We start from the raw sequence: 21692 nt of genomic DNA on the forward strand, positions 1-21692 counted from the left end.
TTTTTGGGCTGTAAAAACTGAAAATTGAACCGATTACCCAATTTGGACCCATTGCGGTTTTTCCTTGCCTCCCTCGTGTTGCTGTTTCACTTGCCCCAACTTTCCGCCAACCAGGGATTGCCATATTTTGATGGGCTTCCCATTTATCATCGGGGTTTGGAGGCGGTTTATATGTTTTTTGTACTTAGTGGGTTTTTGATTATTCGGCTTATTTATCGGGCAAAAATCAGGAACGCTTTCTCGATTAGGGATTTTTATATTCGAAGGATTCTGCGCATTTTCCCCCTGTACTACCTGGTTTTGGGCTTCGGTCTTCTTTTTTACAACGTGATTTTGCCATTTTTGAACATTCCTTTCCAAATAAACTATACTTGGAAGGAAGCTTTTTTTTACAACGTTTTCTTTCTTCCGAATGTCTTTGCCAAAATCTACGAACCCGGCGGTATAATTGAAATTCTGTGGTCCATTGGGATTGAGGAACAGTTCTATTTGATGATTGCGCCCTTGCTCTTTTTTATAAATGTGAAATGGGTACTGCGGATTTTGAGCCTTTTGTTGATTGGGTATTTTATCCTTTATTGGTCCGATATTTTTGAAGTGCTCCGTAAATACACCTTTGTGTTCTTCTACCTTTTTTCCGGCGGGGTGATTGCAATTCTCGAAGAAAAGAAAAAACTGGAATTCTTGAAACGTTTCCGGATTTTTCCTTTGGTGGTCTGCGTTGCGACCCTTCTCTATTATAGTACCGATTGGTTTCTTTTGGAACCTTTGTGGTTGCGGTCGTTATTCACTTGTGTGTTGTTTGCCCTTTTCATACACACGCTCGCCTTCAACAACCGTGGCGTGGAAGTAAACAGTAGGATTTTAAACCATTTCGGAAATATTTCCTACGGAATTTATATGTTTCATGCCATTGTTTTAAATGCTGTTGTATTTTTGTTTTTGAAATTGGAAATGCTCCAAAATCTTAATGGAACTTTAACCATAATTTTATTGCACCTGCTTTCCTTCGCGGGAACGCTTTTGATAGCGCATTTGTCGTACACCTACTTTGAGCTTTACTTTTTAAAGTTGAAGAATAAATTCAGAAAATAACTGATGAGATACGAAGTACAAAATACGAGGTACGAATTACGATCAACAATTAACAATTAACCCCTAACCCTTAACAACAAAAAAATGACTTTAATAAAATCCATTTCGGGCATCCGCGGGACCATTGGCGGCACGCAAGGCGAAAACTTAACTCCAATTGACGCCGTAAAATACGCGGCGGCCTACGGAAGCTGGGTAAAACAGCAGCGCAACAAGGAAAACTATAAAGTGGTCGTGGGACGCGATGCGCGGATTTCCGGCGAAATGATGCAGCAATTGGTAATGAATACGCTTGTTGGGATGGGAATTACCGTGATTGACTTAAACCTTTCAACCACGCCAACGGTTGAAATGGCTGTGGCATTGGAACACGCCGATGGCGGAATAATTTTAACCGCAAGCCATAACCCAAAACAATGGAACGCCCTGAAATTGCTGAACAACAAAGGCGAATTTTTAAATGCCGAAGCCGGACAGCAAATCCTCGACATTGCCGAAAAGGGGATTATTGAATTTGCCGAAGTTGACAATCTGGGCGAAATCCATAAAAATGATGCCTATATAGATTTGCATATCGACGAAATTTTGAATCTGCCTTTGGTAAAAACAGATGCCATAAAGCGCTCCAAATTTAAGGTGGTTGTTGATGCGGTGAATTCCACGGGAGGTATTGCGGTGCCCCTGCTTTTGGAAGCCTTGGGCGTGGAGCCCGTGAAATTGCACTGTACGCCAAATGGTGAATTTCCACACAATCCCGAACCGTTAAAGGAACATTTGGGCGATTTGATGGCAAGCGTTGTAAAAAACCACGCCGACTTCGGAATTGTGGTTGACCCCGATGTGGACCGACTTGCCTTTGTTGACGAAAAAGGTGAAATGTTCGGCGAGGAATATACATTGGTAGCCGTTGCCGATTACGTTCTGCAAAACACGCCCGGAAATACGGTCTCAAACATGTCATCCTCACGGGCTTTGCGCGATGTTACCGAAAAGCACGGCGGCACATACTTTGCCAGTGCCGTGGGCGAGGTAAACGTGGTAGAAAAAATGAAGGAAACCAACGCCGTGATTGGCGGAGAAGGCAATGGCGGCATTATCTATCCAGAACTGCACTACGGTCGCGATAGTTTGGTGGGGATTGCATTGTTTTTAAGTTTTTTGGCTGAGGAAAAAATTGCAGTGAGTGAACTTCGGAAGAAATACACGGCTTATTTTATGAGCAAAAAGAAGATTGAATTAACCCCGCAGTTGGATGTGGATGCAATTTTAAAGGCGATGGAAGCAAAGTATGCTGCGGAAGAAATAAACACGATTGACGGCGTAAAAATAGATTTCCCGGAAAACTGGGTGCACCTTCGAAAATCGAACACGGAACCGATAATCAGGATTTATACCGAGGCAAAAAGCCAGGAAGAAGCAGATGCCTTGGCGGATAGGATTATTGGGGAAATAAAAGCGGTTGCGGGGATTTGTGGAAATTTGAACGATTGCGAATAAAAAACGCCTTCTTCCGTATTATTGGGAGAAGGCGTTTTTTTCAATTATGGGTAGTCTTTTTGAATGTCATATTCGGCTGTTACGCCCTGTGGCTATGCGGTTTTTATGTTAAGTTCAGATTTTGGTTTAGCAATTCGACGTTAAAGTTGATTTTTGCGTTCAAGGCTCGAAACACTTTCAAAATGGTTTCAAATCGGGCATCGGTCAAATTGTTCTCGATTTTTGAAATCTGCGCTTTTTGAACACCAACCAATTCGCCGAGTTGGGCTTGGGTCAAGTTCCTCTCTTTTCGGGCTTGTTTGATGGCTTGCCCAATCAGGTCAAGTCGCAACTCGCTCTCAAACTCGTCTCTTTCCGGCGTTCCGATTTTGCCGATATACTTGTCGGTAATCTCGTCCAGACTTTTGGTTTTTATTGCTTTCTTACTCATAATTTTATTTTTTAGCGGCAAAATATTGTTTCATAATCCGCTCGGTCTTTGCGATTTCCTTTGGCGGTGTTTTAGGTGTTTTCTTTTCGATTCCGTGGGTGGAGATGACTACTGTTTCGGTTTTGTCCGTTTTATCCCAAAAAGCGAAAAGCCGGTAATAGGTCTTGTTGTGAAGGGTCCGAAACTCCCAAACGTTGTCGTTTAGCTTTTTGAAAAGTTCATTGTCATTGACAACTTGAGCTTTTCTAATGTTATAAATAATTTTCTTGCGCGCCTTATCGCTCAAGCTATTGAGAAAATCATCAACTTCGTCCATCAATTCGACCTTAAATTTTTGTTTCATTCAATCGAATGTTTTACAAAGGTAGATGTTTCTTAATTAGGAAACAATTTTAATTTGAAGACGGATATTTCTGATATAATAAACATCGTTTTGTGTATATGAGTTGTGGTGTGTCTCGGCAAGAACCTCCCCAAATAAAAACGGGCTTTGAAAAACCCTGCGGATATTCCAAGCGTGACTGACCAAGTCATAGCTTTTGCTATGATGTTCGTTTAATTACCCATTCTAATAATCCTGAATTAATTGTTAAATCGGCTATTTTATCTCCGAAATATAATATTGTTTCAGTTTCGTTGTCGTATTCGATCAAACTTTTTTTAGCACTATGAACTACATAAAAGAATTTGTCATAATCGGTCATCGTAGCAAACTTATCTTGATAATATAAAAATTGTTTTAAGTCGGATTGAGATTTTATTTGCACGATTGCTCTTTCTCCAGTTACTGGTGCCAATAATTCCAAATCCAAGGTTTTTTGTGTTTTCCCAGTTTCACTTACCCTTTGCCAGCCAGCTTGTCTAAAAATCAAGTCGATTAAAGTCTCAAAGTCTTTCCATTGCAAGTTTTTGATTAAAACGCTCAATCTTTCTTTGAGTTCGGTTATTGTTTTTTCAAGTTCCACAACCTCTTTTAGTTGTTGATTATTGATTTTCTACAAAGCATATTTTTCTTCTGGGACTTTACAAATCGTTCCACGAAATCCTTGAGTTTTCAATAATTTTCCGCTCAAGTTTCCTGAAAGCAATAATTCTCCGTCTATATTTTTATCAGACCAGGTACCGATTACTGGCCTTGTTTTGGTTTTATCAGGCAGTAATGTAATTTCTGCCTCGGAAAAGCACCACCAAAGTTTATTATTAAAAAAAGTCAACCAAAGTGTTTGGTTGTCATTTTCATAAAATTGTTTAATTTGGTTTGTGTGACTTGTGGCAACTCCTTGTGTGGCATTTTCTACTTCAATAAAGTATTTGTGGACTAAATCCCATTTTCCGTTTACGCATAAATTGTGGTCAACATCTTTATATCCAAGTCTCAAAGTTTGGTTTATTACAATACAATCAGTTTCATATTCTCCGCCTTGTCCTAACTTTATAAAAAGTACTTTATCTGCTTTAATTCTGTTCAATCGCGGTTTTTTTAAATGTTTTACAATGTGTTGTATAGTAACTTTTATTACTGTTATCCATTAAATAGGACAGGATATGTCAACTTGTTATCATTATCCCGGAAAGATAAATCATTTAATCCAAAATTAAGAGGCCTTTAATTACGTTAGCCCTAAACATTTCTCAGCTTCCACCGTTTATGCGACCACAAATAATACTCCGGCTTTTCGCGAATCTGTGCTTCCAAAGCATCAAAAAACCTGCGGGTTATCTGAAAATCTGGGTATTCTTTTGGGTTGTCAACCAAGGGGACAAAAGTGGCGGTGTAATAACCGCGTTTCACTTTTTCAACTTTTAGATAAAGTACGGCGAAGTCGAGTTTTTTTGCCAGTTCCTCGGTTCCGGTGAACATGGGCACATCTATGCCCATAAAGGTATCGCGGTGTTTGAAAGCACCGAGTTTTGGGGTTTGGTCGGAGAGAATATAGGTTAGCGTTTTTATGCCTTTTTTCCACTTTCGGAAAAGCACGCCCACAATTTTTTTATTGCTCACAATGATGCCTCCAAAGTGTTCCCGGGTCTTTTTAACCAATGCATCAAACTGTTTGTTGTCCAAAGGTTTGTAAACGGCGTGGGCTTGATGCTGCATCAATTTGTTGAGAATTCCGCTCCATTCCCAGTTGCCGTAGTGACCAGCCATTAGCAGGATGCTTCGGTCATTTTGGTAGTAATTGTCGAGGATTTCGGCATTGGTAACCACAAACCGTTTGCGAATTTCCTTTTCCGAAATGGTAAATGCCTTTATGGTTTCAAAAATAATATCGCAAAGATGTTTAAAGAACTGCTGCGCGATATAGTCCCGTTCTTTTTGTGTTTTTTCGGGAAAAACCAGGGCCAGATTATCCTTCACCACTTTTTTGCGATACCCAACTATATAATAGACCAAAATATACAGAGCGGTGGATTTTAGGTACAAAATGCGCATCGGCATAACGGAAAGTAGCCAAAGAATTGGATAAGCCAGGATATAAAGCAATCTTTGCATAGCGAATGTTCGTGCAAAACTAATTAAATAAATGTTCAATATTCAACGTTCAATATTCAATATTCAGGTTAAGGCCACAATTAACCGCTAACTTTTAACCATTAACTTTTCAATTCAAGATGCAAAACTTACACATCGCAACCATCGTAATCATCGCTGCCAACGTAATCATTTCCATGAAAGGCTTCAACGATTTTTCCTTTTTTGAAAAATACAAGTTCAACATTGCCGGAATACGCCGCGGCGAGCATATTAGAATGTTCAGCTCGGCTTTTTTGCACGCCGATTTTTCACATTTGCTGTTCAATATGCTTACGCTTTACTTTTTTGCACCGGTCGTTATTATGAGCGTTGGGGTTACTTATTTTGTAATTATTTACGTAGCCAGCTTAATTGTGGGAAATTTACTTTCCTTCTATTTCCACAAAGATGAATATCACTACAGCGCAATAGGGGCGAGTGGTGCGGTAATGGGCGTGCTGTATTCTGCCATTTTGTTTTTTCCGGATATGGGTCTTTTCTTGTTTTTTATCCCAATACCAATACCGGCGTGGCTTTTTGGGATGGCATATTTGTTGTACTCCATCTACGGAATGAAAAAGAGATTGGGAAACATAGGCCATGACGCCCATATTGGCGGGGCCATTGGCGGTTATGCGTTAACACTGGTTTTTGCGCCTTATTTGTTTCAGACCAGTCTTTGGATTGCCGCCCTGTTGGCCGTTCCTCTGATTCTTTTGTTCGCCCTTCATAAATTAGGAAAAATTTAAAACAAGAAATTCTATGAAAACAATTAAAATCCTTTTAATCTTAGCAATTACAACCACTACAGCGATGGCACAAAACACATTACCACCAAACACAATAGACGTTACCGGCGAGGGCATTGTCCGCGTGGTGCCCGATGAAGTAACCATCAACATTCGCGTTGAAAATACGGGAGAAAACACCAAAACGCTGAAAGAGCAAAACGATGCGACCATAAATGAAGTTTTAAAATTTCTGAAAAAAATGGACATTGCCGACAAGGATGTGCGCACCGAATATATGAACCTCAGCAAAAACTATGACTACAACAGCAAAACCTATACTTTTGCTGCCAATCAGTCGCTTTCGGTGAAGCTGCGCGATTTAAAAAAATATGAACCCGTGATGAAAGGGCTCTTGGATACAGGCATCAACAGAATAGACGGCGTGTCATTTTCGTCCTCAAACAAAGAAGCCCTGGAAAGCCAAGCTCGTAAAAAAGCGGTAGAAAATGCCAAAATGAAGGCGGAAGAATACGCTTCGGTTTTAAATCAAACTGTAGGGAAAGCTGTTTCAATAAGTGAATTCAGAAATAGTGTTGGGCCACAACCCATGATGTATAAAAGTTCAATGATGGCTGATGAAAGCGGTGGAAGCCAGCAGACCATTTCGCCCGGTGAGATGGAAGTTAGAACAACGGTAAACGTTAGTTTTCTTTTGAATTGATAGGAATTCCAGCAACATAAAAAAGCCTCGGCTTCCATTTGGAACCGAGGCTTTTCATTTTTTCAAATTAAGATTATCCCAAGAAAGGATATCTGTAATCCGTTGGCGAAACGAAGGTTTCCTTTACCATTCTTGGTGAAATCCATCGGTAAAGGTTTTGCTTGCTTCCCGCTTTGTCGTTGGTTCCGCTGGCGCGTGCCCCACCAAAGGGTTGCTGGCCAACAACGGCTCCAGTAGGTTTGTCGTTGATGTAGAAATTACCCGCGGCGTTTTCAAGAATTTTAACGGCTTCTTCCAAAGCATATCTGTCTTCGCTGAAAACGGCTCCGGTTAAGGCATATTCACTGGTTTCGTCAACCAGATGCAAGGTTTCTTCCCACTTCTTATCGTCATAAACATACACGGTAAGTACAGGCCCAAAAAGCTCAGTACACATAGTTGTATATTTTGGATCTTTGGTAACGATTACGGTAGGTTCTATAAAGTAGCCTTTGCTTTTGTCATAGTTTCCGCCAGCAATTATTTCAACGTTTTTATCTTTTTTGGCTTGGTCTATATAGCCTGCAAGTTTGTCGAAGGAGCTTTCGTTGATAACGGCATTTATAAAGTTGCCCATATCTTCTGGCGTTCCCATTTTAAAGGAGCGGATATCGTCAACCAAATATTTTTTAACGTCTTCCCAAATACTTTTTGAAATATAGCATCGGCTGGCAGCGCTACATTTTTGGCCTTGGTATTCAAAGGCGCCACGGGCCATTGCAGTTGCAACTTGTTTTGGGTTTGAGGTTTTGTGGGCAACGATAAAATCTTTTCCACCCGTTTCCCCAACAATGCGCGGATAGGTTTTATAATTTTTGATGTTGTCGCCAATTTTTTTCCAAATTCCTTGGAAAACGCCCGTGGAACCTGTAAAGTGAACCCCACTGAAATCTGGGCTTGCCATAAGTGTGTCCGAAATCATGGCGGCATCGCCCATAACCATATTGATAACTCCTGCCGGAACGCCCGCTTCACGGAATACGTCCATAACAACTTTTGCCGAATATACTTGCGTGTTACTCGGTTTCCAAACAACTACATTGCCCATTAAAGCGGCACTTGCGGGAAGATTTCCGGCAATAGCGGTAAAGTTGAAAGGGGTAATGGCATAAATAAAGCCTTCCAAGGGCCTGTATTCAATGCGGTTCCAAGCTGCCGAGGTAGATTTTGGTTGCTCTGCATATATTTCAGTCATGTACTGAACGTTATATCTAAGGAAATCTATAAGCTCACAGGCAGAGTCAATTTCGGCTTGGTAGATGTTTTTTGACTGGCCCAGCATTGTGGCTGCATTTATTTTAGCCCTGTATGGCCCAGCGATCAATTCTGCGGCACGTAGAAAAATTCCGGCGCGTTGTTCCCAAGGCATTACAGCCCATTTTTTTCTGGCCTCTAATGCAGAAGCAATTGCTTCTTCCACATTTTTCTTTGTAGCTTTATAATAAGTTCCAAGCACGTGTTTATGGTCGTGCGGGGGAGACATCGTTGCGGTTTCCTTGGTCTTAACCTCTTTTCCGTTGATAAATAAAGGCACTTCTATTTTTGCCTTGTACATTTTTCTATAAGTTTCAAGTACTTCTTCGCGTTCTTCGGAACCTGGCGCATAGCTTTTTATAGGTTCGTTAACGGCGATTGGCACTTCAAAAAATCCATTTCCCATAACTTTTTTATTTTTTTTGTTTATGAAGATTGCAAAGGTACAATTTTTTTAGTGTTCAGTTGGCAGTGGCAGTAGGCAGTTTTTGGTTGCGTTTAAGAAAAACGCTTGTCTGATTATGTGTAAAATTTATTTTAATCAGTAGATTTACCGACGATCTACGGGCGACCGACTGCAAACTGCTACTGAAAACTGTAAACTTTAAAGAATGTGTACAATCACTTTTATTCCGAAAGCCGACAACGATTTTATACTGACATCAAACCGCGATGAAGCTCCGGGACGCGAAACGTTTCCACCAGAAATCTATGAAGAAGGTGGGGTAAAATTACTTTATCCAAAAGATGCCGTAGCTGGAGGCACTTGGATAGGCATAAGTGAAAAGAAAAGAATCGTAACCCTTATGAACGGCGGTTTTGTGGCACACGAACGAAAACCTTTTTACCGAAAGAGTAGGGGTTTGGTTGTAAAGGATCTTTTGAAAGCAGAAAATCTAAAAGATGAAATTGAAAATTATGACTTCAACGAAATAGAACCTTTCACTGCAATTTTGGTTGCATGGAATCCTGAAGTACAATTATTTCAATTGGTTTGGGATGGAACGGAGTATCATTTTTCCGAAGAACCTTTGGCGCCGCAAATCTGGTCTTCTTCACCCTTATATCCACAAAATCTCAAGAAAAAGCGCGAACAATGGTTTTCAGAATTTTTAATGAAAACCGTAAAACCTTCCGAAGAAGAACTGCTAAAATTCCACAAAACAGCTGGCGAAGGCGATTTGAACAGCAATCTCGTTATGGACCGTGGTTTCGTAAAAACAAAAAGCATTACGCAGATTATTAAAAAGGGAGATGCTGTTGAAATGCGCTACGAGGATTTACAAAAGGGGAAAATCAGTAAGTCAGTGTTCAGTACGCATTAGTCAGTGTTCAGGTTATAACAACCATAATTTTATAGAAGTTTTATATTCAAGTTTCACTGGGCAGTTCGCCAAAGGCTTCCTTATAGCTTTTTGAAAAATAGGAAAGATTGGAATAGCCCACACTATAGGCAACTTCAGAAACGGAGGCGCTCTTCTGCTCCAGCATTTCTTTGGCACGGGTGAGCCTGAATTCCCGAATTAATTGGTTGGGCGATTTGTTGGTAAGGCTCTTGAGTTTTCTGTTCAGTTGGGAACGGCTGAAGCCCACTGAATTTGCAAGATCCTCCACCGAATAGTATTCATTTTCCAAATTATTCTCCACTTTTTCCATCACTTGGGTTATAAAACGTTCGTCCATGGAACTGAGTGAAATTTCGGTGGGCCGTATTTTAAGTTCGCCCGTGAACTTGTTCCGCAAGGTTTCGCGTTGGGCAATGAGGTTTTTGGACCTGATGAGCAGTTCGTGTCCGTCAAAAGGTTTGGTTATATAATCGTCGGCGCCAGTTTTTAGGCCTTTCAATTTTGCGGCCTGCCCAGCTTTTGCGGTTAACAATATTATAGGAATATGGCAGGTTTTTACGTCTTTTTTAAGCGCTTCACAGAGGTCTGTCCCGGTCATTTTTGGCATCATTACATCGCTGATAACAAGGTCCGGCAGTTGTGCCTCTGCAATTTGGAGTCCTTCTTTCCCATCTTTTGCGGTGATTATTTTAAACTCTTTTTCAAGCTGCTCCGCAATAAAATGGCGAAGGTCCGGGTTGTCCTCAACTATCAGCAAAAGGGGAAGGTTTGGGTCCTGATCTTCCAAATTGAAAAAAGTATCAACCTGCGAAGCCAATTCACTTTGATCTCTTTTTTTAAGGGTGTTTTCAACAGCCTCCTGAAAGATTTCGGTTTCATGAAAACTCGATTTATGATAGGGGATAATTACTTTAAATACGGTACCTTTTTCATCCGTGCTGTCCACATTGATCTGTCCATGATTTAATGCTACCAATTCCTTTACCAATGCCAAGCCAATTCCGGTTCCTTGGTCTTGGGTTTCCTCGGCTTGATAAAAACGGTCAAAAATCTTGTTAACTTCATCACCTTTTATTCCCGGCCCCGAATCTGCAATGGAAATTTTTACAGCTTTGCCACTATCTTCTATCAATACCGAAACCTTGCCGTGTTCCGGGGTAAACTTTATGGCATTTGAAAGCAGGTTTACCACAATTTTTTCCAATTTGTCACGATCGTAATAAGCGTTTGCAATGGTTTTGGGAAAGTGGGTCTGAAAGTTAATATGTTTGAGCTCCGTTAAGCTTTCAAAGGAAAAAATTAGGGAACGCAAAAACTGGATGATATCTCCTTGTGCCACTTGTAATTTCATCTGCCCTTGATCCAGTTTGGAAAGTTCCAGGATTTGGTCAATCAGGTTTTTAAGCCTTAGTGCATTGCGTTTCATTACCTTTAAATGCTTTCCTTTTACGGGAACTTCGGTATTTTCCTCAATGGCCTCTGCTGCGGGTATATTTTCCAAGGATTTATTTATGGGCCCTAAAATCAAGGATAGCGGGGTCCTAAATTCATGGGATATATTTGTGAAGAATTTCGATTTTATCGAATCAATTTCGCGCACCTTTTCCACTTCGGCCTTGGCGCGTTCGCTCAGTTGCAATTTTCTGGCAATGGCAAGGGAAAGGATTAACATAAACCCACCCTGCCCAATTACCCACGGGTTGGGTACGTCCCAAAGTGGCAGTACCCCCGTTTGCCATAAAATGCCCAAGATATTCCAAAAAATCATCCAGCCCACTCCCAAGACAAAGTAACGGATTAAGAGGTCTTTGTAAAAAGCGATCCTAAATACAATTATCAGAATGGCCAAAAAACCAATACCGACCAAAATCATCTCAGACTTAGGGAGTTCTTGGGGCCTAAACTTCCAAATAACAAGCCTGAGTATCAGGGTTACTACTAAATAAAAGATAACACTGACAGTAATTTTATCCCACAGCGGGAGTTTTTGTTTCAGATCCGTAAATTTTCGTGCAAATTGCAATAAAAAAAGTGCAGAAAGGGTAGTGGAAATGATCCATACTACCTCAATCCGTTCTGGATGCTCAGGGAAAAACATGGAAATGGGCCAAAGCGTGGAATTCAATAATTGGTAGTGTATCCAAAAGGCTATAAAGAACCCAAAAAGATAAAGATACGAACGATCTTTTGTGAAAAAGAAAAAGCTAAGTACATAAATGCCCAATATAATCGCAAAATGACTCAATAGGTTTGTTTGCTCTTCTTGGTTTATTGGCAAGGGAGCAGCAGCGTTCCGAAGTTCAATTATTGGGTATATGGCATTTCTATCGGATATTCTAATATATAGGTCAGCTCGTTCGCCTTCTTTAAAATTAACCGGAATCCTGTTGACGGTAACGGGGGTTGGTATTTCTTTTTGGGATGCCCGAACATATACCCCCGATCTGCTTATTTTTTTTATGGAATCATTTTTTACGAAGTAGAATTCCACGCTATCGAGTACCGCTACGTATTCATGCCTATCGCCTTTTTTTCGTTTTAATACCAACCAATTTTCAGGTGTATTTATTTGTGAATAAATGGGCAGGTGGAGCCAGATAGTAGTTTGGTCGTGAATTACCGAATCTTCCAAGGGTTTGAAACTGTTTTTTAGGGAAGAATTCAAAATATCGCCAATTGAAATATTTTCAGTATTTTCTTTTAGAATCTTTGTTTTTGAAAATAAATTTTGAATCGGGTAATCGCTGGAGATTACATAGCTGTTCAATGTGTCAATTTTCATTTCCGATTGTGCAGAAAGAAAGGTACTTCCGAAGAAAATAAAAGCGATATAATTAATTATAATAAATCGCATGGGTTGGCGTGTTGTTTATTTGAAAAAGTTAAGATACTAAAAATGGAATTTTTAATATTGAGTGTCTATTAAATAATTAACAGACACTCAATAGAATATGGGATGTTTTCACTCTATTCTGCTGCCTTTTTTTCAGGTTTTGTTAAACCCAATGGCAAATAAACAGCGGCAATGGCAATAAAAAGTAACCGTATATGGCTTAAGCTTTCCCAAAGGTGCGCCCTTTCAACCAATGATGGATCGATAGTGGTAGCATAGGGCGTTTCAAAAATAGCCATAAGTTCCGGGACAAAATAAACGGAGGTAATCAAGAGGACGAGTAAATAAATTGCAAAAGGAATAAGTATATGCCTCCTCCTTGGCGATTTCCAGAATAAGATTGAGGTAATTGCGAAAAGCAGTAATGCTATGGGATGAATATTCATCCAGAAAACCTCAAGCTTTGCTCCATATTCCCCCTGAAGCATAGCCAGTGAGGCCGGCGGTGCCTTTACCCATTGGGGGACTATATTTAGATGTTCATAAATGGCACCTCCCACAACGCTACAAAAGCTTAAACCGCAAAGGGCGTAAATTATATTTTTATAATTTTTCATTTTAAAAAGTTTTATTGTTTAGAATTTTCCGCATACCAAGAAGCATACATGGCGGAAGGGGGCACTGGCGCACCTTTTAGCATTCCTTCATTTTGAAAAACTTCCAGATCGAGGTTATGGAACGAAACAATCTTCCAATGGCCATTCTTTTTCTCTGCGATGATCGTCATCAATACCTCTGGATCTTCGGGGCGGAGCTCATCCTTTGGGGCCACCGCGCCAAATACGTGAAGCAGGGCAATGTCTTCTTTTAGGAATTTAATCTTGTCAATTGCATAAAAAAGTTGGGTGTCCCTATATATTGTGTTGAATATCCACTGATGGGTTTCCGTATTGCTTTGAACGGTGTTGTTTTTAAAATAATAGCCGTTCCATACAATAAAGTCGTGGGGCTCTGCAAAAGCACTGGCAAAGGTTTCGCCACTGGCCGAGTTCCACCCTTTTTGTAGGGTTCCAATTAGGTTTTTTAGCTCTTGTTCCTCATTGGCTTTTTGGGCGTTTGTAATGGTTGACATCAATACAATTGTCAATACGAATAAAATACGTTTCATAATGGTTTGGTTTAAGATTAGTAAATAGCAGCTCATAGCTATTTGCGCGCTGCGGAACTTTTTTATATACTTATTTATCTGGAAATTATTGGGCCTGCTGCCCATCGGTTCATTTCTGATGCGATTTGCCCTGTAAGCTGGCTATACATGATTTCTACACTTTGATAGCCTATATAAACAAGGGCAAGAAAAACGGCACAAACTAAAATGGAGTCTAATGCTATTCGGGATTTTGAACTGATTTGAATTTGGTTTTTCATGATTTTACGTTTTTGGTCCGTGTTGTTAAAAATTGTTGGGACAAATGTAAAATCAACTGAAGGGCACTTGTTTGAAGAAATGTGGCGTGGTTTGACACTTTTGAAGCACAGGAAGTACGCTGCTCCAATAATTATAGTGGATGCGCCAAAAGTTTTATTCTAAAATATTTAGGGAAATGGTTTTTAAAGAAATAGGGTATCAATTCATCGAAAACGGAGCGCTCAAATTGAAAAGCGGAATGGAGACCCGGAATTTTCGGGTAGTAGTAAAATTGACCATATTATAATGGCCTTTCATCGCGCCAAAAGGAGAAAAAAGCAGGCACCCGCTGGTGTAACAGTGTTTCTCGCCGGGCGAGAGGATTGGTTTTTGGCCTATTACGCCTTCGCCTTCCACAATTTCGGTATTGTTCAGGGAATCCTTGATTTTCCAGCTGCGGGCAGTGAGCTGAACCGTGTCTTTACTTTGGTTTTCAATGGTAATGGTATAGGCAAAGGCATACTGCATTTTACGGTTTTTGTAAAACGTGCCGTCAAATTCGGTCTTTACCGAAATCTTGATTCCTTGTGTTACCTGTTGTACCATTTTCAATAGATTGCTGCGCTTGCTGCCACAAATAGGCCGGTGGCCGTTACAAAGCTCAGAAAAAATATAATGCTTAAAAATACAAATTTAAATAATGTCTGCCAGTTTCCTTGGTTATAAAATTTCCGAAGTGCCAGATAAAAATATAATGGACCGACCAAAAGGAATAAAATGGGTTGAAAAAAATCCGAGCCCACGATTAGTTCCGGAATCCTAAAAATGACCATCGTCAAAAAAATAAAACTGAATATATGGAACACAAAAATTACGTGTTCCATATAGGTGAATTTTTTTCGGGAATAGAGCAGCCAAAAGAAAAATGCGTAGAACGGGGTAAAAAAGAAAAGGAAGAAAGGGATTTTAGTTGAAATAAAATCTACGAAAGCTTGAGGTTTATACAGAATGTTATACCAAGTAATAGCCCTAGAATATAACCAGCGGTTTTTGAACGTATTATTGTGGCTCAAAGAGTTAAGTGCCGTAATGGGGTTTTTCTCTTTGGTGCGATAAAAGTAGGCAAAATACAAGGACATCCTTTTGGTTTGTCTGTCAAGAAATGGTAGATTATTAAGTTCAGCTTCCGAAAAATAAAAGGGAAGACTAAGTTGGGTTGCTTTAATGGAATCAATTCGAGAAGGTGATGCGAAAATACCGGGAGATTGATCCGCGAAAACCGAATCCAGAGGTGCCTCCCGTGGAGATTTAATGTCAAGCCTCAATATATTTTCTTCTGATGAATTAAAAAAGCTGATAAAACCCTGCAATAAAAAATAGATGATCGATATACTCAAAAAGAACCGAAACGGATTGGCATATTTTAACCGTTGTCCGTTTACGTAATTGCGGGTTATAACCCCGGGTCGGAACAACAGATCTTTCAGGGTGTTCCGCAAACGCGAATCATAGACCAGGATACTGCTGAGGAATTCCGCGAAAAAATCTTTTGCCGAAAGCTGCTTGTTGCTGTTCAACTGTGAGCAATGGGGGCAATAAATATCGCTTATGTCTAAAGGATGCTGGCAGTTTAGACATTTCGTGCCGCGATATTGCAATGATATTCTTCCCCTAAAATTTTCTTTTTTTTTGCGTTTCATTGCCATTTGAAAATAGGAAGCATCGCTTCAACTTAAATCCTGATGAATCAATTGTTGTTGATGGTTGTAGAATTCGCATAGCCCGCCCCGATGATGCGATCGTATCGCGCGCCCAAATCGCGGAAATAGACCACCACGGTATAATCGTTTTCGGTCTGCCAAAAATCGCCGCACACGGCACCTTCATCAATACTTCCATCGCGGTTTACCACTACGTATTTATAGTTATAGTACCCTTGTTTGAAAAGACGGGTATTGCGGTAGGTGTCAGATTGTGGGTCGTATTTCATATAAGTGCTCCCGTCTATGGTCCAATTGTTGAAATTGCCGTAAATGTGAAGTTCCTTATCGCCCAGATCGTCATAATATTGAAGGTTGAAGTGCATGCGCACATATTCAGCCTCCAAGTCCTGGTTTCGGGCATCTACATTGCGGACCTGAAAATTCCCGTTCAAGTCGGGATTGTAGGTATAGGGTCTGTCGTATCGTGGGATGTTTGTGTAAAGATAGTTTTCGTAAACATCCGTCAGTTCTATGGAGCGCACGCCGTTTGTGGCGGAGCGCTCGTCTTTGTTGTCAAAGGCAAGATATTCGTTGCCGCCGCCAAAGGATGCTTCGGTGTCGTACCTATAGATCAACTCGTTGCCCATGGTGTATTGCGGGACCAAATCTGTAATGGCGGTTTTTAGGTTACTGTTTTGAAGCACCAGGGTTTTTACGGTTTGCTTTGGGTTTATCAATAGCAGGTCGGGTGAATTTATACTGAACTGGACCACCTGTTTCTCATTGATTACTTTCAGGTTGCGGGCGCGTTTTATTTCTACCCCAACTTTTGCAATGTTCTCCATGACCAAAAATTTTCGGGTAAATACAAGTTCGCCATCGCTATTGAAGATACTGAGCAGGTAGTTGCCGCTTTTTTTAATTTCCCGGGTATCGCGGTTGGGGATTGTGAGCTGGTAATGCGAAAATATTTGCAGGGTATTTATGGAGTTTTGGTAATCCTGAATGCGCACATCGTCAAAACCGTCCAGGTATTCGCTTTTGGAAAGATCTGTGGGTGTCCAGTCAAAATTGTAATGGGTTATGGTATAATAGTAATCTTCCTCATCGCCATTGAGCGCGTCGAAAGAAAGTGTTAGCCGGCTCCCCAAGTTTATTATGGGCAGTTGGCTTTGATCTGTACCACCGCTGAACTGGATGGTACTGATGTACGGGGGTTCTACTTTTTCAATTATTTGCGAGAAGGCAGGAAAGGCGATGAGCAATACAAGAAGGGAGGTGGCAAGTGTTTTTGACATAACAAGATTTTAAAAAGCTAATATAAACAAATTTTGTGCCCCTTCCATTGGGTTTTTGGGAATGCGGGAACCGTTTTGGGATTTGTGCGTTTTTTTAATTTGGAAACCCTTAATCTATTGCAGCCCATTTTTTAATTCTTATTTGTTATTTCCTTTCCTATTCGGATATAATTTTCCTTTATGATTTCGGGCATATTTCTCGCGCCAATTGATGCTGGGCTGTCAAAACCACTTGGCCAAAAGTAACCCAATATGGCAATGGTTTTCGGTTCCGCTTTTGCCAATTCATAATAACTATTGGCTACTCGGTCCATTTCATTTAATGCGATTCCTCCAAAATCTCCGTGCAATGAACTGATATAATGGGTATCCATAATAATTACCAATCTTTGGTCAGCATTCGTAAACTTTGATTTTAGATTATTCAATTCGTTCAAATAATCAACATCCGATTTTGGGTCTTTAACAAAATAGTGGTCAAAACCCACCCAATCCACCGAAGTTGGCACTTGCAGTTGGTCGATTATTGGATAAGCCTCAATGATCATTATTGGAATTTCTGGCACCGTCAACTTCACATAATCGGTTGCGGATTTCAATTCCGAAAATGAGATTCCGTTCCAGGTTGGCTCTTCCCCAATGTAAAATGATTGTACCATACCGTTATTGACCTGCAGATTATTAGTATTTATAAATTCGTCCCATCTCGATCGATAGTCCGTTCGCAATCCATATTCGGCACCGGAAGGACTTGAAGTGCCCACCAGTTCAAAAAATATCTCCGATAAATGCAAAATGCTTTTTACCTGTAAATCGTTCATCGCCGTCAATCTTGAAACAATAGTATCGAAAGGATCCACAACCAAAATATCGGCAACATTTGAGAATCCGAACACTTCGTCAATGTAATTTGTTTTCGGTTGATTATCGGTTGGGTCGTCCCAATAAGTGTCAATTAACGTAAATCCAAAATATTTTATATGTGAAGAATTGAGGGGCGGTTCGGGTTGATTTTCCGTGTGGCAGGAAAGCAATAAAATAATAGCGAATATTAATGTGAATCTATTCATTTTGTGGTTTTTGAATCTGGCTGCAAGGGTTGGGTATAAGCACAGCAATTGCACTGATACCATAATTTGCGAACTATTATTTAACTCCAAATATAAAATAAAAACGGCCATTTTCTCAGCCCTTCCGCGGCATTTCCAGTTTGGGGTTTAACACTTGGGTTCTTATTTTAACTTCTTAAAATGCGATACTATTTCATTGCCTTTTGTTCGAATCCCGCCTTCGGGAAGGCAATTTTCAAAATCGATTCTTTTTCGTAGCCATCCACTCCCTAATTTAAAAACATTTTAAAATAGCCCCCACTACTTTTTAACATAGAAAATTATACCCTTTTATTGTGCAATGGTATATTTAATTTATAAATTTGCACGCCCTTATTCCCCACGCATTTGTTTTGAGGGGCGAAAGGGTATTAAAAAGGCATTATTAATATCCATATTTATGTCCAAAGACATTAAGATTAAAAAAGGTCTTACCATTAAATTGAAGGGTGAAGCAGAAAAAATACTCTCCAGCGCCCCACGATCCAGAACTTTCGCAATAAGACCTTCCGAGTTTCATCTTATAACCCCAAAAATGGTGGTTCGTGAAGGTGGAAAAGTGCAAGCGGGCGATACCATTTTCTTCTCAAAGAGCAACGAGCTTATTAAGTTTGTTTCGCCAGTGAGCGGTACGCTTACCAAAATTGAACGCGGCGCGAAACGCGTAATCACAGAAATCATCATTGAGGCAGATCCGCAGGATACTTTTAAGGATTTTGGCATGTTGAGCCCAGATACCGCAAGTGCCGAGGCTATTAAAAGCCACTTGCTGGAGTCCGGCTGCTGGCCGTTCATTATGCAGCGCCCCTATGCGGTTATTGCGGATACGGAGCAGGAACCGAGAGACATCTTTATTTCGGCATACAGCACGGCGCCCTTGGCAAACGACTTGGATTTTTCCTTAAAAGGAAAAGAAAAGGAATTGCAGGCTGCCGTAACGGCGCTTAGCAAACTTACCAAGGGGCAAGTACACGTTGGGGTTGACAAAAACGGAAGCTCGCCTTTTAAAGGTCTGAAGGATATTTCGCTTCACAATGTTTCTGGGCCGCACCCATCTGGAAATGTGGGTACGCAGATAAATAAATTAGGCCCCGTTAACAAAGGCGAAATTGTTTGGACCATAGCCCCACAGGATCTTGTGATTATCGGGGAATTGTTGCTTACGGGAAAATTCAACCCAGAACGCATCATCGCGCTTTCCGGTTCCGAAGTAAAAACTCCAAAATATTATAAAACCCGAATCGGTTCCGAAGCGGCAACCTTTTTGTACGACTCCGGACTGAAAGATGAAAACGTTCGCGTTATCAGTGGCGATGTGCTAACAGGGAAAAAGATTTCCCCAAAAGGACATTTGGGTTATTACAGCAACACCGTAACCGTGATTCCGGAAGGGGACGATTACGAACTTTTTGGCTGGAACAAACCCGTTTTCGATAAAATTTCAACTTCAAGAGCGCTTACCTTTTCTTGGTTAATGCCGAACAAAAAATACGATCTTGATACCAATACCAACGGGGAGCACCGTGCTTTTGTGGTAACGGGTATTTACGAAGAAGTCTTCCCGCTGGATATGTACCCGATGCAAATGCTAAAGGCATGCATGGTTCAGGATTTGGACCAAATGGAAGCTTTGGGAATGTATGAAGTGGCCCCGGAGGATTTTTCACTTACCGAGTTTGTTTGCGTGAGCAAGCAGCCACACCAACAAATCATCAGGAACGGTCTTGATTTAATGTATAAAGAAATAGGATAATCGCTATGGGATTGAAACAGAATTTACATAAGCTAAAGGAGAAGTACAAAGGCACCAAGATGGCCCCTGCCTTCAACGCACTGCATACCTTTTTATATACTCCGAATGAAACTACGCATTCCGGTTCGCACGTGCGTTCGGCAGACGATTTAAAACGTACGATGAACACCGTGATCATGGCGCTTATTCCGTGTTTGATTTTTGGAATATTCAATGCGGGGTATCAGCATTATGCTGCAATTGACCATACATTGCGATTGGATCCTTTGGGCAATTTCTTTACTTGGGATAATTTTATCTTGGGAGCTTGGACGGTACTGCCGTTGGTAATCGTTTCCTATGTAGTGGGTCTTGGCGTGGAATTTATTTTCGCAATAATAAAGGGCCACGAGGTAGAAGAGGGATATTTGGTAACGGGAATGCTCGTGCCGCTTATTGTTCCTATTGATATTCCACTTTGGATGCTTACCGTTGCGGTAATCTTCGGAGTGGTTATCGGGAAGGAAGTTTTTGGTGGAACGGGAATGAACATCCTGAACCCGGCGCTTACCATACGTGCCTTTTTGTTCTTCGCCTATCCAACCTGGATGAGTGGCGATAAAGTATGGGTACACGGTGCAAAAGCTATGGCCGGCCAGCCCGATGCTATTTCTGGGGAAACAATTTTAGGAAGCTTGGCCCAAAATCATGAACCTATTTATAGTGTTTGGGATATGTTCTGGGGCTTTATTCCAGGATCCGTGGGCGAAACCTCTACTTTTCTTATCCTGCTTGGCGGGCTATTCTTGATATTCACCAAAATAGGAAGTTGGCGAATTATGCTTTCCGCCGTACTTGGCGCGCTGGCTATGGGGCTTATCTTTAATGGCGTTGTAGATGCGGGATGGATTAAAGAGGGCAGCAGCTTCTACGGACTGATGAGCGAAACCTACTGGCACCACTTAATTATTGGTGGTTTGGCCTTTGGTATTGTATATATGGCAACAGACCCCGTAACGGCATCGCAGACCAATAAAGGCAAATGGATCTATGGTTTTCTCATTGGGTTTATATCGGTATTGATTCGGGTATTCAACCCAGCATATCCGGAAGGGGTAATGCTTGCAATATTGTTGATGAACGTATTCGCACCAACCATAGATCATTATGTGGTACAAGGAAATATTAAGAAGAGAATGAAACGTTTAAAAGCTAAAACAGCGTAACCATGGCAAAGTACACAGATAAAAACTCATACACCATTATCTTTTCAGTGATTATGGTTATTGTAGTGGGATCACTTTTGGCCGGGGTTGCTCAAGGACTAAAGAGTAAGATTACACTGAACGAGCGTTTTGAAAAAATGCAAAACATCCTTTACGCAATGGGTATAAACGAAAATGAGGGCGAAGGCGACGTTACCTTCGTTTCTACCGATAAAGTGGAAGAGGCGTTTGCGGCAAATATTAAAAAGCAGTTGGTTATCCAGGGCGATAAAGTAACTGAAGACCCAGAGGCTTATTTAATAGATATTAAAAAGGAGGAAACCAAGGCAAAGGATCCAAATTACCAGCGCAGATTGCCACTGTTTGTTGGCGAAAAAGATGGGAAAACGCTGTATGTAATACCTATGAGGGGAAAAGGGCTTTGGGATGCCATTTGGGGTTTTGTAGCCTTGGATAAATCGTTGGTTGTACAAGGGGTCTTTTTCGATCACGCAGGTGAAACCCCGGGACTGGGTGCCGAAATTAAACAGCGCTATTTTATGGACGATTTTAAAGGCGAAAACATAATGGATGGAGACGCTTTTAAAGGCATTACCGTAGCAAAGGGCAATAACGACCCCATTAACGAGAACAAAACCGACAATAAGGTTGACGCCATTGCCGGAGCGACCATTACAGGCGATGGTGTAACGGCTATGATAAAAAAGGACATTAGAATGTACTTGCCTTATCTAAAATCTTTAAATCAATAAATT

Annotated in this window: 22 protein-coding genes; 8 read left to right on the forward strand and 14 right to left on the reverse strand. The window is 40.8% G+C overall.

Translation table 11 applies throughout. The features are described 5' to 3' along the window. Positions 1 to 24: 24 nt before the first annotated feature. Positions 25 to 1095 carry an acyltransferase family protein gene (locus POV26_RS05920; RefSeq protein WP_272855549.1) on the forward strand — a complete coding sequence of 357 codons (1071 nt, stop codon included), beginning with the start codon at positions 25 to 27 and terminating at the stop codon, positions 1093 to 1095. 84 nt (positions 1096 to 1179) lie between these two features. Further along, positions 1180 to 2592, forward strand: coding sequence for a phosphoglucosamine mutase (gene glmM / locus POV26_RS05925; protein WP_272855550.1), 1413 nt, complete (start codon positions 1180 to 1182; stop codon positions 2590 to 2592). 103 nt (positions 2593 to 2695) lie between these two features. On the opposite strand, the gene POV26_RS05930 is transcribed toward glmM, so the two are convergent. The 5 genes from POV26_RS05930 to POV26_RS05950 all read right to left on the reverse strand — a co-directional run bounded on the left by POV26_RS05930 (position 2696) and on the right by POV26_RS05950 (position 5516). Then, positions 2696 to 3022 (reverse strand): helix-turn-helix transcriptional regulator, encoded by a 327-nt coding sequence (locus POV26_RS05930; RefSeq protein ID WP_272855551.1) that lies wholly within the window; start codon positions 3020 to 3022, stop codon positions 2696 to 2698. A 4-nt stretch (positions 3023 to 3026) separates the two neighbouring features. Next, complete coding sequence (locus POV26_RS05935) at positions 3027 to 3365, reverse strand: type II toxin-antitoxin system RelE/ParE family toxin (RefSeq protein WP_272855552.1); 339 nt, start codon at positions 3363 to 3365, stop codon at positions 3027 to 3029. A gap of 199 nt (positions 3366 to 3564) precedes the next feature. Then, entirely contained in the window at positions 3565 to 3987 is a 423-nt protein-coding gene (locus POV26_RS05940) for a restriction endonuclease (RefSeq protein ID WP_272855553.1), read from the reverse strand. 30 nt (positions 3988 to 4017) lie between these two features. After that, entirely contained in the window at positions 4018 to 4491 is a 474-nt protein-coding gene (locus tag POV26_RS05945) for a hypothetical protein (RefSeq protein ID WP_272855554.1), read from the reverse strand. 152 nt (positions 4492 to 4643) lie between these two features. Further along, positions 4644 to 5516: a lysophospholipid acyltransferase family protein gene (locus tag POV26_RS05950; RefSeq protein ID WP_272855555.1), complete on the reverse strand. Its 873-nt coding sequence runs from the start codon at positions 5514 to 5516 to the stop codon at positions 4644 to 4646. A gap of 119 nt (positions 5517 to 5635) precedes the next feature. Here POV26_RS05950 and POV26_RS05955 point away from each other — a divergent pair, with 119 nt between their 5' ends. Next, entirely contained in the window at positions 5636 to 6286 is a 651-nt protein-coding gene (locus POV26_RS05955; RefSeq protein WP_272855556.1) for a rhomboid family intramembrane serine protease, read from the forward strand. 13 nt (positions 6287 to 6299) lie between these two features. Beyond that, positions 6300 to 6989, forward strand: a complete 690-nt coding sequence (locus POV26_RS05960; protein WP_272855557.1) for an SIMPL domain-containing protein — start codon at positions 6300 to 6302, stop codon at positions 6987 to 6989. 73 nt (positions 6990 to 7062) lie between these two features. On the opposite strand, the gene pruA is transcribed toward POV26_RS05960, so the two are convergent. Next, on the reverse strand, positions 7063 to 8688 hold the full coding sequence (pruA, locus tag POV26_RS05965; protein ID WP_272855558.1) for an L-glutamate gamma-semialdehyde dehydrogenase: 1626 nt from the start codon (positions 8686 to 8688) through the stop codon (positions 7063 to 7065). Positions 8689 to 8893: 205 nt separating this feature from the next. On the opposite strand from pruA, the gene POV26_RS05970 reads away from it, so the two are divergent. Next, the gene (locus tag POV26_RS05970) at positions 8894 to 9607 is read left to right on the forward strand and encodes an NRDE family protein (RefSeq protein WP_272855559.1); all 714 of its coding nucleotides are present in this window, start codon (positions 8894 to 8896) and stop codon (positions 9605 to 9607) included. A gap of 46 nt (positions 9608 to 9653) precedes the next feature. Here the strand turns inward: POV26_RS05970 and POV26_RS05975 are convergent, their stop codons facing one another. The 8 genes from POV26_RS05975 to POV26_RS06010 all read right to left on the reverse strand — a co-directional run bounded on the left by POV26_RS05975 (position 9654) and on the right by POV26_RS06010 (position 17940). Continuing rightward, positions 9654 to 12482 carry an ATP-binding protein gene (locus tag POV26_RS05975; RefSeq protein WP_272855560.1) on the reverse strand — a complete coding sequence of 943 codons (2829 nt, stop codon included), beginning with the start codon at positions 12480 to 12482 and terminating at the stop codon, positions 9654 to 9656. Positions 12483 to 12595: 113 nt separating this feature from the next. Further along, the gene (locus POV26_RS05980; protein ID WP_272855561.1) at positions 12596 to 13078 is read right to left on the reverse strand and encodes a hypothetical protein; all 483 of its coding nucleotides are present in this window, start codon (positions 13076 to 13078) and stop codon (positions 12596 to 12598) included. Between the two features lie 11 nt (positions 13079 to 13089). Next, positions 13090 to 13629, reverse strand: a complete 540-nt coding sequence (locus POV26_RS05985) for an SgcJ/EcaC family oxidoreductase (RefSeq protein ID WP_272855562.1) — start codon at positions 13627 to 13629, stop codon at positions 13090 to 13092. Between the two features lie 74 nt (positions 13630 to 13703). Then, the gene (locus POV26_RS05990; protein WP_272855563.1) at positions 13704 to 13889 is read right to left on the reverse strand and encodes a hypothetical protein; all 186 of its coding nucleotides are present in this window, start codon (positions 13887 to 13889) and stop codon (positions 13704 to 13706) included. 199 nt (positions 13890 to 14088) lie between these two features. Further along, positions 14089 to 14475, reverse strand: coding sequence for a Co2+/Mg2+ efflux protein ApaG (gene apaG, locus POV26_RS05995; RefSeq protein WP_272855564.1), 387 nt, complete (start codon positions 14473 to 14475; stop codon positions 14089 to 14091). A gap of 2 nt (positions 14476 to 14477) precedes the next feature. Continuing rightward, positions 14478 to 15569: a DUF3667 domain-containing protein gene (locus POV26_RS06000; protein ID WP_272855565.1), complete on the reverse strand. Its 1092-nt coding sequence runs from the start codon at positions 15567 to 15569 to the stop codon at positions 14478 to 14480. Between the two features lie 47 nt (positions 15570 to 15616). Continuing rightward, entirely contained in the window at positions 15617 to 16870 is a 1254-nt protein-coding gene (locus tag POV26_RS06005; RefSeq protein WP_272855566.1) for a type IX secretion system plug protein, read from the reverse strand. Between the two features lie 131 nt (positions 16871 to 17001). Further along, positions 17002 to 17940, reverse strand: a complete 939-nt coding sequence (locus POV26_RS06010; protein ID WP_272855567.1) for a hypothetical protein — start codon at positions 17938 to 17940, stop codon at positions 17002 to 17004. Between the two features lie 439 nt (positions 17941 to 18379). On the opposite strand from POV26_RS06010, the gene POV26_RS06015 reads away from it, so the two are divergent. From POV26_RS06015 to POV26_RS06025, 3 genes are read left to right on the forward strand one after another with little or no spacing between them, the layout of a single operon-like run. Beyond that, a complete protein-coding gene (locus POV26_RS06015) occupies positions 18380 to 19732 on the forward strand; it encodes a Na(+)-translocating NADH-quinone reductase subunit A (RefSeq protein ID WP_272855568.1) in 1353 nt (450 codons plus the stop codon). Between the two features lie 5 nt (positions 19733 to 19737). Then, on the forward strand, positions 19738 to 20937 hold the full coding sequence (locus tag POV26_RS06020; protein ID WP_272855569.1) for an NADH:ubiquinone reductase (Na(+)-transporting) subunit B: 1200 nt from the start codon (positions 19738 to 19740) through the stop codon (positions 20935 to 20937). Positions 20938 to 20939: 2 nt separating this feature from the next. Then, complete coding sequence (locus POV26_RS06025; RefSeq protein WP_272855570.1) at positions 20940 to 21689, forward strand: Na(+)-translocating NADH-quinone reductase subunit C; 750 nt, start codon at positions 20940 to 20942, stop codon at positions 21687 to 21689. Positions 21690 to 21692 lie beyond the last annotated feature (3 nt).

The sequence above is a fragment of the Aequorivita todarodis genome, assembly GCF_028561335.1.
In the GTDB taxonomy this organism is placed as follows: Bacteria; Bacteroidota; Bacteroidia; order Flavobacteriales; family Flavobacteriaceae; genus Aequorivita; species Aequorivita todarodis.